The organism is Paenibacillus sp. FSL L8-0641 (assembly GCF_038006265.1).
In the GTDB taxonomy this organism is placed as follows: Bacteria; Bacillota; Bacilli; order Paenibacillales; family Paenibacillaceae; genus Paenibacillus; species Paenibacillus polymyxa_D.
This window is the reverse complement of the sequence record NZ_JBBOUW010000002.1, coordinates 135,001-148,834: the sequence shown is the minus strand read 5'-3', so window position 1 is coordinate 148,834 and position 13,834 is coordinate 135,001. Positions and strand designations below refer to the sequence as shown.

The 13,834-nt window shown below is 43.8% G+C and carries 15 protein-coding genes (1 of these 15 cut by a window edge); all 15 read left to right on the top strand.

What is annotated here, in order from left to right; all coding sequences use genetic code 11:
• Nucleotides 1-23: 23 nt before the first annotated feature.
• On the top strand, nt 24-527 hold the full coding sequence (locus MKY16_RS25535; RefSeq protein WP_039275069.1) for a ferritin: 504 nt from the start codon (nt 24-26) through the stop codon (nt 525-527).
• A 290-nt stretch (nt 528-817) separates the two neighbouring features.
• Complete coding sequence (locus tag MKY16_RS25530; protein ID WP_029515029.1) at nt 818-1,366, top strand: GNAT family N-acetyltransferase; 549 nt, start codon at nt 818-820, stop codon at nt 1,364-1,366.
• Between the two features lie 290 nt (nt 1,367-1,656).
• Nucleotides 1,657-3,684, top strand: a complete 2,028-nt coding sequence (locus MKY16_RS25525; protein WP_340957721.1) for a S9 family peptidase — start codon at nt 1,657-1,659, stop codon at nt 3,682-3,684.
• A 113-nt stretch (nt 3,685-3,797) separates the two neighbouring features.
• Nucleotides 3,798-4,901 (top strand): DNA alkylation repair protein, encoded by a 1,104-nt coding sequence (locus MKY16_RS25520; RefSeq protein WP_340957719.1) that lies wholly within the window; start codon nt 3,798-3,800, stop codon nt 4,899-4,901.
• Nucleotides 4,902-5,078: 177 nt separating this feature from the next.
• Entirely contained in the window at nt 5,079-6,668 is a 1,590-nt protein-coding gene (locus MKY16_RS25515) for an acyl-CoA synthetase (protein ID WP_340957718.1), read from the top strand.
• Between the two features lie 47 nt (nt 6,669-6,715).
• Nucleotides 6,716-7,948 (top strand): aminopeptidase, encoded by a 1,233-nt coding sequence (locus tag MKY16_RS25510; protein ID WP_029516797.1) that lies wholly within the window; start codon nt 6,716-6,718, stop codon nt 7,946-7,948.
• Nucleotides 7,949-8,176: 228 nt separating this feature from the next.
• Complete coding sequence (locus MKY16_RS25505) at nt 8,177-8,767, top strand: TetR/AcrR family transcriptional regulator (RefSeq protein WP_029516796.1); 591 nt, start codon at nt 8,177-8,179, stop codon at nt 8,765-8,767.
• An 18-nt stretch (nt 8,768-8,785) separates the two neighbouring features.
• On the top strand, nt 8,786-9,412 hold the full coding sequence (locus MKY16_RS25500; protein ID WP_029516795.1) for an HXXEE domain-containing protein: 627 nt from the start codon (nt 8,786-8,788) through the stop codon (nt 9,410-9,412).
• A gap of 120 nt (nt 9,413-9,532) precedes the next feature.
• Nucleotides 9,533-10,234 carry a DUF4309 domain-containing protein gene (locus tag MKY16_RS25495; protein WP_340957716.1) on the top strand — a complete coding sequence of 234 codons (702 nt, stop codon included), beginning with the start codon at nt 9,533-9,535 and terminating at the stop codon, nt 10,232-10,234.
• Between the two features lie 150 nt (nt 10,235-10,384).
• Nucleotides 10,385-10,912, top strand: a complete 528-nt coding sequence (locus MKY16_RS25490) for a TetR/AcrR family transcriptional regulator (protein WP_340957715.1) — start codon at nt 10,385-10,387, stop codon at nt 10,910-10,912.
• 218 nt (nt 10,913-11,130) lie between these two features.
• Nucleotides 11,131-11,721: a sulfurtransferase TusA family protein gene (locus MKY16_RS25485; protein ID WP_322252616.1), complete on the top strand. Its 591-nt coding sequence runs from the start codon at nt 11,131-11,133 to the stop codon at nt 11,719-11,721.
• Nucleotides 11,718-12,194, top strand: coding sequence for a DsrE/DsrF/DrsH-like family protein (locus tag MKY16_RS25480; RefSeq protein ID WP_039275080.1), 477 nt, complete (start codon nt 11,718-11,720; stop codon nt 12,192-12,194). The genes MKY16_RS25485 and MKY16_RS25480 overlap by 4 nt, the downstream gene beginning before the upstream one ends.
• Before the next feature lie 76 nt (nt 12,195-12,270).
• Nucleotides 12,271-12,537, top strand: coding sequence for a metal-sensitive transcriptional regulator (locus tag MKY16_RS25475; protein ID WP_013310304.1), 267 nt, complete (start codon nt 12,271-12,273; stop codon nt 12,535-12,537).
• Nucleotides 12,538-12,770: 233 nt separating this feature from the next.
• On the top strand, nt 12,771-13,451 hold the full coding sequence (locus MKY16_RS25470; protein ID WP_029516790.1) for a YetF domain-containing protein: 681 nt from the start codon (nt 12,771-12,773) through the stop codon (nt 13,449-13,451).
• A gap of 303 nt (nt 13,452-13,754) precedes the next feature.
• Nucleotides 13,755-13,834: the 5' end (the start) of a trans-sulfuration enzyme family protein gene (locus MKY16_RS25465; RefSeq protein WP_029516789.1), read on the top strand. It continues 1,081 nt past the right edge of the window; the window shows 80 of its 1,161 coding nt (coding positions 1-80); its start codon is at nt 13,755-13,757; its stop codon lies beyond the right edge, outside the window.

Genomic DNA, 13,834 nt, shown 5'->3' with positions numbered 1-13,834 from the left:
ACATGACCGAGGTGACCTGAGACATGAATGACAATTTGGCACAGGCTCTGAATGAGCAAATGAACTTTGAATTTTACTCCGCTCACGTATATCTGGCGATGGCTGCTTATTGCTCCAGTGAAAGTCTGGATGGGTTTGCAAACTTCTTCCTAGTACAAGCTGAGGAGGAACGGTTTCATGCCATGAAACTGTATAAATACATTAATGATCGTAGAGGACGCGCTACATTGGCTGCATTACCAGAGCCCAAAAACAGCTACGATTCCATGCTGGACGTATTTGAGCATGGCTACAAGCATGAGCAGCAAAACACGCAAAAATTTTATCATTTGGCTGACTTGGCCCTCGATGCACGTGAGCATGCAACGATCCATTTCTTGAAATGGTTTATTGATGAGCAAGTCGAGGAGGAAGCGCTGTTCGACAGTGTTATTCAGAAGCTTAAACGCATTGAAAGAGACAGCAACGCCTTTTATATGCTGGACAGCGAGTTTGCCAAACGCAGCTTTACTGCCCCTGCGGAGTAACACTGCAAACATGTTGTGTTTGAAAATGCCTGAGGCATGGACAGCATTTTATTCGCCTAGAAATTAAAGGAGCCCGGCTTTCGGGCTTTTTTGCGTTGACTTTGATTTACCGAATGCCCCTCTTTCGAGGGGATATTGTTATTTTAAATGGAGTTATAGAAAAAATTAATTTGTCGCTGGATGGTGAGCATGCTACAGTTATGTTAACTTTTATATCTGATTAAATAGATAGGAATAATTATATAGTGGTTCACGCGTTTTATAAAAACACTATAAGGAGGCGGGTTAGTATGAGTGAAATCTATCGTCTGGCACTCCAAGAGGACGCAGAAAGATTGCAGTATGTGACGTATGAGGCGTATGAAACAATTCGGCAGTTGGGGCTTCGATGGCCTGCCGCTCAGGCAGACGTTGCTCTCATTCAAGAAAATATTAAAAATAATGATTGCTATGTGCTGGAAGTAGACGGTGTCATTCAGGCTACCGTAAGCCATCTCAAAAATAGAGCCCTTAATTTTATAACCGATCTACCGTTTGTGATGTGGTTTGCTGTAGACCCGGCTACCCAGGGCAAAGGATATGGGAAAAAATTGTTGAATTGGGTAGAGCAAACGATTATACGTGATCAGGTGGGAGCTCCTGCAGTAACACTGGCGACTGCAGAAAAGCATCCCTATTTGCTATCCATGTACGAGCGTTGGGGATATGAACGTATCCATGCTTTTGACCATGGAACAGGGGACGGGACGATGCATTTACTGCGTAAAGTGGTGAATCCTGAATTATTCTCCACTTACATTCGTGAAAAAAATGAAGCCGAGACAGCCAACCAAAATTAGACCCGATCACCCGGAACAGACGAAGCCGATTCGTTCGCTGAAAGGGGCTTGGAGCGAATGAATTTTCAGTTATGATTGATGAATAACGTTACCCTCTCTCATGAAAGCAACCGAAATAACGGTGTTTTCTGGTCGATAGCGACTGAGAGAGGGGCTTTTTAATTTTGGACAAATTGACAGAAATAAATTAAAAGAGTAACGTAATTGTATAATTATTATAATCAAATAAAATTAATCGGATTAATTAAAATTTGAATATGTGGAATCTGATGATATAAGGAGGAATTTTTTTGGGCGACTCGCAATTTAGCACGACCAAGCGCTGTATAACAGCCGAGGATTTATATCGACTTCACTGGGTTAGCGATCCAGCTATTCATCCTATTAGTGATGAGATCGCTTACGTAGAACAGTATATTAATAAAGAGCGGACAGATTATAACTCAGGAATTTGGCTATTATCGTCCGATGGCGATACCGCATTACCCTTTACATACGGACCGAAAGATGAAACGCCTGTCTGGTCACCCGACGGATCACTACTAGCTTTTCTCCGTACAACAGACGGCAAGCGCCAGGTATGGATTATTCCAGAACGCGGGGGAGAGGCACGACAGCTTACATACGTAGAGAACAATGTTCGTTCATTAGCCTGGTCTCCTAATGGCACCTGCATATCGTTTGTAGCTAAAACGGTCGAGAACCCGTCAAGCCCGATATCCGATGAAGGAACTCAGGAGGCGCAACTTAAGGGACGAGTTGTTAATCGAACAAAAGCTAAATCCGACGGCTATGGACTGTGGGATGATACTCGTGATCACTTGTATGTAACGGATGTGACTTCGGGGCTCACAGTTCAACTGACTTCCGGCGCTTATGATGTGGCGGAGCCCGTGTGGTCACCGGATGCTCAATGTATTTTATTCGTCGCCAGGATAGCAGAACATTCGAAAGAGGATACGGATTTACGTGAACTAAATGATTTGTTTACGATAGCTCCTACGATTTCAAATGGTGATGCCGTAGCACCGCTTAAGCTGACCCATTCTGAACTGCACATCGAGAGTGCTGCTTATTCTCCCGACGGTTCAACGATTGCCTTTTACGGTCATGATCGACATGCCAAAGACGCTACTCAGACCCGACTGTACACGGTTCCTTCCAGTGGGGGGACGGCAGTATGCGTTAGTGAGATGCTTGACGCTCACCTTGGTAATGCGGGTATGAGCGACATGCGTTCACATCTTCATATAGGACCACCACGCTTTAGTGCCGACGGTCAATCCCTGTACACGCTGGTTACCCGTGAAGGAAATGTGCACGTATATCAGTTTGCGCTTGATGGAACTTTTAAAATTTTAACGCAAGGAGAACGAGAAATTTACCAATTCGAGCTTACATCGGATGAGCAGCATATCATTGCCGCTTCCACCGATGTAACTTTACCAGGCGATTTGTTCCGGATTGCGATTCATTCAGGAACTGAGGAACAGCTGACACGAGTAAATGATTCTCTGCTTGATGAGATTGAGATCAGTGTGCCTGAGTGCTTTTGGACGGAGGTTGAGGATGGCCGACGGGTGCAGGGATGGGTGATGAAGCCTGCTGGGTTTAAGGAGGGGGTATCCTATCCTGCCATTTTGGAGATTCACGGTGGTCCTCATGCCATGTATTCCAATTCTTTTTTTCATGAATTTCAGTTGCTGGCCGCTCAGGGATATGCAGTCATCTATACGAATCCGGGAGGAAGCCGAGGGTACGGACAGTCTTTTACCAATGTCGTCCTTGGAGATTACGGCGGACGCGATTACACTGATCTACTGAGCGCAGTGGACGAGGCTATACGCCAGTTCCCATTCATTGATCCGGAAAAGCTGGGTGTAACAGGGGGCAGCTATGGTGGCTTTATGACAAACTGGATTGTTGGCCATACCGATCGTTTCCGCGCAGCTGTAACCCAGCGCTCCATATCTAATTGGCTGTCAATGTATGGAGTGAGCGACATAGGGTACTCGTTTACTGAAGATGAAGTCGGCGGGAATCCGTGGGAGGATTGCGAGCTCTTGTGGAGGCAATCTCCGCTGGCTTATGTGCAGCAAATTAACACACCGCTGCTCATATTGCACGGGGAGCAGGATCTGCGATGCCCTATAGAGCAGGGAGAACAGCTGTTTACAGCATTGCGTCGCTTGGGGAAACCTACGCAATTTGTCCGTTTTCCAGCTTCAAGTCACGAGCTTTCACGAAAAGGGCACCCGCAGCTTCGCGTGGAACGACTGCAACGCATTACCAATTGGTTTGCCCAACACGAATTATAAGTTAAATCGATTTCTTGTGTTGATGTAAAAATGTCAGGTCCTCATCATAGGACTTGGCATTTTTAGTATGCCTTGCTACAATTCTCTCAACCTCATTCAAAAGGAGATATATAATGGCTGAGCCCTTAAAAAATATGTACACGGAGAATTTTCTTCAACAATTCGGTGAAAAAGTACAGTCTGCATACAGGCCGTTCGATACCATCGGATTTATCCATCAAGTGATGGATGAAAAATGGGATGAGCTGGAGCTGAAAGAACGAATACGGCGTATTTCGTTAACATTAGGGGCATTTTTGCCCAGTAATTATGAAGAAGCTCTGGGTATTCTTTTTAATATAGATGAGCATTGCAGTGGTTTTCCGTACTTGTTTTTCCCCGATTTTGTGGAGGTGTATGGGCAGGGAGAAGGGGATTGGGACCTGTCCATGAAGGCGCTGGAGCGATTCACATCTAGGTCCTCTGCGGAGTTCGCCGTAAGACCCTTCCTCCTGCGTGAACCGGAACGGATGATGCAGCAAATGACGACCTGGGCGGGACATCAAAGTGAGCACGTTCGTCGTCTTGCCAGCGAAGGCTGCCGTCCACGGCTACCCTGGGGACAGGCGTTGCCTGTGTTTAAGCGCGATCCTGCTCCAGTATTGGCTGTATTGGAATTACTGAAAGCCGATCCATCACTATATGTACGTAAAAGTGTAGCCAACAACCTGAACGATATTGCCAAGGATCATCCTGATGTGGTCATTGCTACGGCTCAACGGTGGAAAGGGACACATCCTGACACCGACTGGATTGTGCGTCATGGCTGCCGGACCCTGATTCGCAAATCCATCCCCGAAGTGATGGCAATGTTCGGCTATGCGGATGAAACAGACGGGGCACCGTTGGTCACGGGTGCCTCTTTCACCACAGACCCTGCCGTGCTAAAGCTTGGTGATAGCTGTGAGTTGAGCTACGCGCTTCAGCTTCGTGAAGGTGACCCGATACGAGTCCGCATCGAGTACGGCATTGACTTTGTAAAGGCGAGGGGACAAGTCTCACGTAAACTGTTTTTGCTATCTGACAAAACGGTCCCCGGAGGAACCCATCTTACAGGTACACGGACACACCGTTTTGCAGACCTGACAACTCGTCGCCATTATGAGGGAACGCATCGGATTGCGTTGCTCGTAAATGGTCAGGAAGCGGCTTATACAGTGGTAGAACTCCAGTTGTAGATCAAGATTGCAGTGAAGAAAAAGAGCCTGAGATCAGGCTCTTTCTTTTTGTTGTTGGTTTTACCCAATTTATTTTTTTCCAAAAAAATGATTCTGGTATTAGAACCTGGTACTAAGACGTGTTATACTACAGTAAGAAAGTGGATCTCATCTTATGTATAAAGGGGAAGGTATAATTTGACAAATCAACAACAATGGCTTGCGCCTGAATATTACAATATGACTTCGGAAATGGAACGCCATGAGGCTGATAAAACAGCACTTAAGTGGCTGAGTGAGACAGGAGAATACGAAGAAATCACCTATGGAGAGCTGTTGAAAAAGGCTAACCGACTGGCTGGAGGACTCGCAAGTCTGGGATTTAACAAAGGTGACAGAGTTCTGGTCGTAGTACCACGGCGTATTATTGCGTATGTAATTTATTTAGCCTGCTTGAAGCTGGGGCTTGCTGTCATTCCATCTTCAGAAATGCTGCGTGCCAAGGATATTGCATATCGTCTTCGCCATTCTGAAGCACGCGCAGTCATTGCCTGGACCGGAGTAACAGGTGAAGTGGACAAAATAAGCGATGATTTGCCTACTCTGGATTATCGTATCGTGGTCTCCGGGGACGACACGCCAGATGTATCTGGCTGGCTCGTGCTGAATGAGCTGATGGATGGACAGGAAGATACTTTTGAAGCTGTGAAGACGCACCGTGACGACATGGCTATTCTGGCCTATACTTCAGGCACCACAGGAAATCCTAAAGGCGTTGTACATAGCCATGGCTGGGGATATGCTCATCTGCGGATAACATCACCGTGGTTGGATATTCAAGCTTCAGATGTAGTATGGGCTACAGCTGCACCGGGCTGGCAAAAGTGGATTTGGAGTCCGTTTTTATCCGTACTGGGAAATGGAGCGACCGGATTCGTATATAATGGTCCGTTTCGTCCAGGTCGCTATTTGCAGTTCATGCAGCAGTACGGAATCCAAGTGTTGTGCTGTACGCCGACAGAATATCGGATTATGGCGAAAACGGATGGTTTGGATCAATATGATCTATCCCAATTGCGCAGCGCAGTTTCTGCGGGAGAGCCTCTCAATCAGGAGGTCATTAATAAGTTTCAGGAGCAGTTCAATATTACGATTCGTGACGGCTACGGTCAAACAGAGAGCACATTAATTATTGGTAATTTAAAGGATGCACCTCTGCGTACAGGCTCGATGGGCAAATCTATTGCATCGGGACTCGTTGAGGTCGTAGACGAGGATGGCATTCCGCTGGCTCCGGGGCAAGTGGGGGATATTGCGGTGCGTGCCGATCTGCCGGCATTATTCCAAACGTATTACCATGATCCAGAACGCAAATTAACTAGTGTCCACGGAGATTATTTTGTTACGGGAGACCGGGCTCGCAAAGATGAGGATGGATATTTCTGGTTCGAAGGACGTGGGGATGATATCATTATCAGTTCTGGCTATACCATTGGTCCTTTTGAAGTAGAGGAAGCGCTTATGAAGCATGACTCCGTGCAGGAATGTGCTGCCGTAGCCAGCCCTGACGAAATCCGTGGACATGTTGTAAAGGCTTTTGTCGTACTCAAAGCTGGGGTAGAAGGATCACCGGCGTTAGTGAAGGAACTGCAACATCATGTGAAAACATGGACGGCGCCTTATAAATATCCACGAAAAATAGAGTTTATTAAAGAACTCCCTAAAACCAGCTCAGGCAAAATACGAAGAGTGGAGCTGCGTGAACTGGAGAAGCAATCCGTACTGTAATGATGAAATTATTCAATATAATCAAAACGGAACAGGAGCGTGGAAAAATGAGTACATTTGAATCATTGTTGGAGCAATACGCAGAACTGGTTGTAAGAGTAGGGGTTAACATTCAGCCTGGACAGGTGTTTTTGGTAACTGCACCACTGGAAACTGTTGAGTTTACACGCCTGATTGTCAGCAAAGCCTATGAAGCAGGCGCTAAATATGTACAGGTAGAGTTTGAGGATGATTCCATTACACGTAGTCGTTTTGAACATGGTGACGAAGCTAGCTTCGATTACTACCCTGCTTGGAAGGCAGAAATGATGGAGAAATTTGCCGAAGAGGGTGGAGCCACACTAACGATTAAAGTGCCGAACCCCGATTTATATCAAGGCATTGATCCACAAAAGGTATCTCGTGCGACTAAGGCGGCAGCTACGGCGAGAGAAAGTTTTTCCAAATATACCCGAAATCATAAAATTAGCTGGTGTTTAATTAAAGCGCCGACGAAGGCTTGGGCCGATAAAGTATTTGCAGATGTAGCAGAAGAGGATCGTATACGTGTCATGTGGGATACAATCTTCCAAATGAACCGTGTAGATGGCTCTGATCCTATTCAGAATTGGCAGAAACATTTGAAAAACCTTGAACAGGTACAAGACAAGCTGAATCATAAAAAGTATAAAAGTCTCCACTATCGTGCACCAGGAACAGATTTGCGAATTGAACTGGCTGACGGGCATATTTGGCGCAGCGGCGGTGGGGAGAACGAGCGCGGAGATTACTTTGTCGCGAATATGCCGACAGAAGAAGTGTTCACGATGCCTAAGCGTACAGGTGTGAATGGTCATGTCACAAGTACCATGCCACTCAATTTAAATGGACAACTGGTGGATCGCATAACGTTTACCTTTAAGGACGGTAAAGTCACTGAATATACAGCAGAATCCGGCGAGCAGCATCTGACTCATTTGCTCGCTACGGATGAAGGGGCCAGCTATTTGGGAGAAGTTGCGCTGGTGCCGCACGATTCACCGATCTCCAATCTCAATCGTATTTTTTACAATACAGGTATCGACGAAAATGCCTCCTGTCACTTGGCCCTAGGCAGTGCGTATCCATTTAATATGGAAAATGGGACACAAATGAACCGGGAGGAGCTGCTCCAGAACGGTGCCAATGTCAGTCTGACTCATGTTGACTTCATGATCGGCTCAGCTGAGCTGGATATTGATGGCGAACTGCAAGATGGAAGTAAAGAAGCCGTGTTCCGCAAAGGAAATTGGGCTATTTAGTCCTTTTCTCAACCTCAATTCAATCAACCCGCAAACGATCTCATTCGTATGCGGGTTTTTCTATTCCCTAAATCTCAAATCACTCCTTGTTTTGTGAAATATAAAGTGCTAAACTGAGTTCAAACAAAAATTTAAACAATGTTTTAATTGTTGTTTGAAAAGTTGCTTATATAAAGTTGTCCGTTTCATTTGTCCGTTATGATTGAACGAAACAGGAGGAGGAAAAACATGAATCACCCAGACAAAAAACAACAAACCAAAGAAAAAATCTTAGACGCTACGCTGGAATTTATTCAAAAGGAAGGTTTTGAGGCGGTTACAATCCGAAAAATTGCCGATCTGTCTGCTACTAATATTTCATTAGTTAATTATTATTTTGGCTCCAAGGAAAATTTGCTCAGTGAAGCTATTGAAGTGATATTAAATGGCTTTCAACACACCTTTTCTATTTTGGATAATACAGCGATCCCCCCCCAAGATAGACTGAAACAATTTTTACATAACTATTTACAGGTGATTCGTCAATATCCAGAGCTTCTTTCGCGAATTATTGCCATGGGTAGCACGCCCTTCACATCTCAACAGGAATACGGAAGGTTTTTAAACATAATGGGATTTCCAAAGGTTCAGAACACGATCAAGGAGCTGACAGGCGAGCAACAGCCGGAGCGCTTGTTAGCGATGATGCTGCAAATATTCGGAGCTATTTTTCTGCCCGCACTGATGAGTCCGATTCTTGAATCAGGGGCAGTTGTGAAAATACCTTCAATAGAGGAACAATTAAATCTGCTGTTTGAAAGATATTTTGATCAAAAATAAAGCATAGGAGTGACTAATATGAATTATTTGAGAAAATATTGGCAAGATGCAGGGGCTATAATCGGTGTGGTCGTATGTGTTGTTTTGCTTATGAATCAAGCTATCCTTTCGGATATAACAGGCATGTTATGGTTGAGTTTTGTAGCTATATTGTTTCATCAATTTGAGGAGTACCGCTGGCCTGGATATTTTGCTGGTTTATTTAACAACGTTATGTTTAAAAGTGAAGCACCCGATCATTACCCCTTAAACACTCAATCAGCGATGATTATCAATGTTGCAATTGCCTATGTGTTTTACCTGCTCCCCGTATGGTTTCCGCAAGTAATCTGGCTTGGACTCGCACCCGTTTTTATGGGATTTTTTCAGGTCGTCTGGCACGGTATCGTCGTAAATATTAAAGCAAAAACCCTATATAATCCTGGCTTGTTTACGGCACTTCTCCTGCATGTTCCAGTCGGAATTTGGTATATACATGCAATAGTACAGCGAGACATCCCAACGGCAATAGACTGGATTGCGGGTACGATCTACTTTGTTTTTGCTGTATACATCTTCATCATTAAAGGGAATATATGGTTGAAGAAGAGTGACTCTCCTTACTCCTTTTCTAAACAACAGCTGGGATCTTATGGTCGTAAATAGTGTATATTAGAAAATCATTAATGTCCTTGTTTACAAGTTGGAAACAAGTAGAGGTATTCTGGAAACGAGGTTCGGTTACACTTGGTTTGTACCCATGAACAAGGAAAGAGTGATCTTATAATGAAGCATACACATCAATCTTATGATCGTAAAAAGTTGGCTTACAAGCTAATCACCACTAGTGCTTTATTGGCGATAGGTTTTGCTGTGATGACAGGATGCAGCAATATCGGGGAAGCAAAATCAACTGCTCCTACTAAAGCAGAAACAGTCACATCGCCTGCTAGTTCTACAGATCAAAACACGGATCTCAATACTAATGGGCAAGGCTCAACCTCAACCTCGACCCATCAAGAATCTGCCAATAGTACAGCTACACCTCACAGTAAACACAGCCCTGCAGCCGCTATATTTAGCGCAGCCAAGCAGGGAACCTTACCGAATTTGCCTAAAGGTCTTGGCTTGGGAACTAGCAGCGATCTTTTATTTGAGCTGTGGGGGAAATCCGAGTCTGGTTCTACTGGTCCTATGAGAAGTTACGCTAAGTATCATACAGACATCATGCTGGATGGAAGCGATAAAGTTACAGAAATTACATCTTCCGATCCAGACTATAAAAAGTTGCTTATCAAACAAATTGTTGACGATTTAGGCCAACCTACAGAAACCGTTGATACCTCTAGAGACATACCTGACACAGCAGAAGCTAATTATACGATCAATAACACATCAGGACTTAGTTATAATTTAGTATTTTCCTATCAAACAAAAACGCAAAAGGTCAATTATATCCGATTATATTTTAACTCTAAAACGCCATAATTGGATGTATATAACAGAGTCGTTTCCGTTAGAATTGCGGAGGCGACTTTGTTCAAGCTCATTGCATTTTTAGGGTATGTCGTTTATACTATTTTGTAATTGATTAATCACTAATCAGAAAACTGTGTTAAATAAAAGGATGAAAAAAACATGACTAAAGCTACGTCAACATCTATAAATCGCCAAAAGGAAATCATATCTGCTGCCATTGAAGTGTTTGCTGAGATGGGCTACTACCGAGCTACAACAGCCAAAGTTGCAGAACGGGCCAATATTTCTCAACCCTATGTCTTTCGTTTTTTCGCTACCAAGGAAGCATTGCTTGTTGAAGCCCTGAAGGTTTCATTTACACGTATCATAGATTCTTTTCACAGCGTCATTCATTCGGCCTCATCCGAGCAGCTCGAGCAAGAGCTAATTGCAGCCTATTCGCAAATTATGACGGAATACCGTAATGAAACACTTTTGCAAATGCAGGCGCAGACGATCCGCGAGGATGAGGTTGTAAGCGTGATGCAGCAAGGGTTACGTGAAATTCATACGACGGTGTATGATGCTTTCCGACGGGCAGGTATTGAACAAGCAATGGAAAGAACGATGCTTTTTCTCGCTAGAGGTATGCTGTGTAATATTTCAATGTCGCTGGATTTGCCAGAACTGATGAAAAAAAACGATTAATTTTGGTTTATGTTTATGCATTAGAGTCGCGTTTTTGCGCGGCTTTTTTTGCTTTTAATTTTATTTGTTTAAGACATGGTTTTGTTTGCTTCTGAGAAAAAACGGCCAAATAAGTTGACAAGAGAAGTGAGTATCATTATTCTAATACCTATAGGGGTATATGTATAAAAAATTTTACTAAGCTAAGCCCCCTCAAAAAAACAGGCGGAGGTTATAGAATGTCATCAACTAACAATATCCAAGCAGATCATATTCTTGATTGTAAAGGGTTAGCTTGTCCTATGCCTATTGTAAAAGCAAGAAAGGCTATGAATGAGCTCGTTCCCGGAAAGATTATGGAGGTTCAGGCGACTGACAAAGGTTCATTAGCCGATTTTCAGAGCTGGGCCAAAAACACCGGACATCAATATTTGGGCACCCTCCAAGATGGAGATGTAATGCGACATTATCTACAAAAAGCAAATCTAGCTGAAGTGAAGAAGGAGCAAGTATTTTCTTCTACGATAAGCCATGAAGAGCTACAAGCAAAATATTCTGGCAAAGAGAACTTCATTTTACTCGATGTTCGTGAACCCGCTGAATTTACTCTTAAACATATCCCTGGATCTAAGCACATCCCTCTTGGCGAACTGGAGAACAGACTTTCTGAACTGAACTTGGAAGAAGAGATCGCAGTGATTTGCCAAGCCGGAGCACGCAGTGAAATGGCTTGTCAGTTATTAGTTGCCAAAGGCGCTAAGAAAGTCAAATCTGTGCTTTCAGGCATATCCGAATGGGCTGGAGAGACTAAGGGAAGCGAATCCATATGAGCACACCCAAAACAACGATTGTATTATTCAGCGGGGAGCTGGATAAGGCGATTGCTGCATTCATTATTGCGAATGGAGCGGCAGCATATGATCACGAAGTAACTATTTTCTTTACTTTTTGGGGGCTAAATACGTTACGCAAGGATGAAATCGTGAGCACTAATAAGGGAATACTCGAAAAAGCCTTTGGTTGGATCATGCCTCGTGGACCCAAAAAGCTTGCACTATCCAAAATGAATTTTGCCGGACTCGGTCCACAGATGATCAAGCATGTCATGAAAAAACACAATGCGCTTTCCTTGCCGCAGCTTATAGAGTTGGCACGAGAGCAGGGGATCAAGCTCGTCGCCTGTACCATGACCATGGATTTGTTAGGGCTGCAGCAAGAAGAGCTAATCGACGGTTTGGAATATGCTGGGGTAGCCGCCTACTTGGGGGATGCTTCCCAGGGCAAGGTGAATCTATTTATTTAGGGTATCCTATTTATTTTTTTGGTTTATAATATACCTATACGTGTATATGGTAAGTCGAAAAAGGAGTGCATTACTTATGGATTACAATTACAGTGATGAACTGAAAACGCGCCTGAGGAGGATTGAGGGACAGGTGCGTGGGGTACTTCGTTTAATGGATGAAGGAAAATCGTGCAAAGACGTCGTTAGCCAGTTATCTGCCGTACGTAACGCATCAGATAAAGCGATTGCCCAAATTGTAGCAGAGAATCTGCAACGATGTATATTGGAAGAGCAAGAGGCTGGAGGAGACACGGATAAGCTGGTTAAAGAAGCGATTCAGCTTCTTGTGAAAAGTAGATAATCTGACTCCGGAGTCCAAGCTAGCGGGCAATGATGTCACTATGCACAAAATTACGGGAGCTGGCATATTGCCTTTGATTAAGATTATATACTAGCCGTAATTAAAAAGTTCGCTGCCTCTAGTTGGTAGCGGGCTTTTTTAATCGGACATTCCAGGAATAACCCTCTGTTTATGCTGAGGTAGGCCGGTGTAAATAACACATAACAAAACAACTTCTTCCGGGAGGCCTATTTATGGAGGTATTTGTTTCGATTGGTGTCAAATTGATCATCAGCTTTTTTGGCTTGTGGATCATTACTTTTATTACAGGTCGGAAAACACTCAGTCAGTTAACACCACTCGATTTCCTAACATCATTGGTGTTAAGCGAAATTGTGGGAAATACGTTATATGACGATAAGGTGACCATTGGGCAGCTTTTGTTTGCTTTGGCACTATGGTGCGCGCTGGCCTACTTTTTTGAAAAAGCCACGACCCATTTTGTGAAATTTGGATATATGGCAGAAGGTCGAACAGTGCTGCTCGTGGATAAAGGGCAGGTAAATCAAGAAATGCTGGAGAAATATGATATAGAATTTACACAGCTACTCTCCATGCTACGCCAGCAAAATATTTTTTCTCTGCGTGAGGTCTGGTACGCTACGTTAGAGACGAACGGCTCCTTGTCAGTCATGCGCAAACCTGAATACGAGCCACCCGCCGCTCAGGATATGGGAATAGATGCACAGCCTGATCTTTTTTCTGTTACTGTCATTGATAAGGGAAGGTTGCTAAATGAATCTATGCGTGGGAAAACAATTGATATTGGAGAGATTAAGGCTAAGGTGCGAGAGCAGGGATATGATAGTATCGATGAGATTGCCTATGCAGAGTTAAGCGAGGATGGAACACTTCATATCGTGCCAATGAGATAGAAAAAACATTAAAAATAAGACCATTTTGATAATTAAGCCAAAAAAGAGGAGCAAGGTGAACAGTCAGGGTTGTACTTCCCAGCTCAAACAATGAAATACAGATGATCAACTCTGATACCCTGAGTGTATTTTTACTCATTGCTTCCATTCACTGCTCCATATTTATTTCATGCATTTAATTATCATTTTTAGATCCCAGCAGTTCTTTAAAAGATTTTTGAAATAACCCTATAGAATATTTGAGTCCCGGATTGAGGAGACTACCTCATGAGTTTGAAATTTTTCAGAAAGTGGTGATCAGATTTGAGTTTCTCGGATGATCAGCTTATCTGTCTCCGATTTGAGGACGAACTAGGGTGTTTTGCTAAGGCTGCTGCTCCTCC

Excerpts from the sequence above, each read along its gene's own strand:
- MKY16_RS25535 (WP_039275069.1), top strand. The coding sequence starts at position 24 with ATGAATGACAATTTGGCACAGGCTCTGAATGAGCAAATGAACTTTGAA.
- MKY16_RS25530 (WP_029515029.1), top strand. The coding sequence starts at position 818 with ATGAGTGAAATCTATCGTCTGGCACTCCAAGAGGACGCAGAAAGATTG.
- MKY16_RS25520 (WP_340957719.1), top strand. The coding sequence starts at position 3,798 with ATGGCTGAGCCCTTAAAAAATATGTACACGGAGAATTTTCTTCAACAA.
- MKY16_RS25510 (WP_029516797.1), top strand. The coding sequence starts at position 6,716 with ATGAGTACATTTGAATCATTGTTGGAGCAATACGCAGAACTGGTTGTA.
- MKY16_RS25505 (WP_029516796.1), top strand. The coding sequence starts at position 8,177 with ATGAATCACCCAGACAAAAAACAACAAACCAAAGAAAAAATCTTAGAC.
- MKY16_RS25500 (WP_029516795.1), top strand. The coding sequence starts at position 8,786 with ATGAATTATTTGAGAAAATATTGGCAAGATGCAGGGGCTATAATCGGT.
- MKY16_RS25495 (WP_340957716.1), top strand. The coding sequence starts at position 9,533 with ATGAAGCATACACATCAATCTTATGATCGTAAAAAGTTGGCTTACAAG.
- MKY16_RS25490 (WP_340957715.1), top strand. The coding sequence starts at position 10,385 with ATGACTAAAGCTACGTCAACATCTATAAATCGCCAAAAGGAAATCATA.
- MKY16_RS25485 (WP_322252616.1), top strand. The coding sequence starts at position 11,131 with ATGTCATCAACTAACAATATCCAAGCAGATCATATTCTTGATTGTAAA.
- MKY16_RS25480 (WP_039275080.1), top strand. The coding sequence starts at position 11,718 with ATGAGCACACCCAAAACAACGATTGTATTATTCAGCGGGGAGCTGGAT.
- MKY16_RS25475 (WP_013310304.1), top strand. The coding sequence starts at position 12,271 with ATGGATTACAATTACAGTGATGAACTGAAAACGCGCCTGAGGAGGATT.
- MKY16_RS25470 (WP_029516790.1), top strand. The coding sequence starts at position 12,771 with ATGGAGGTATTTGTTTCGATTGGTGTCAAATTGATCATCAGCTTTTTT.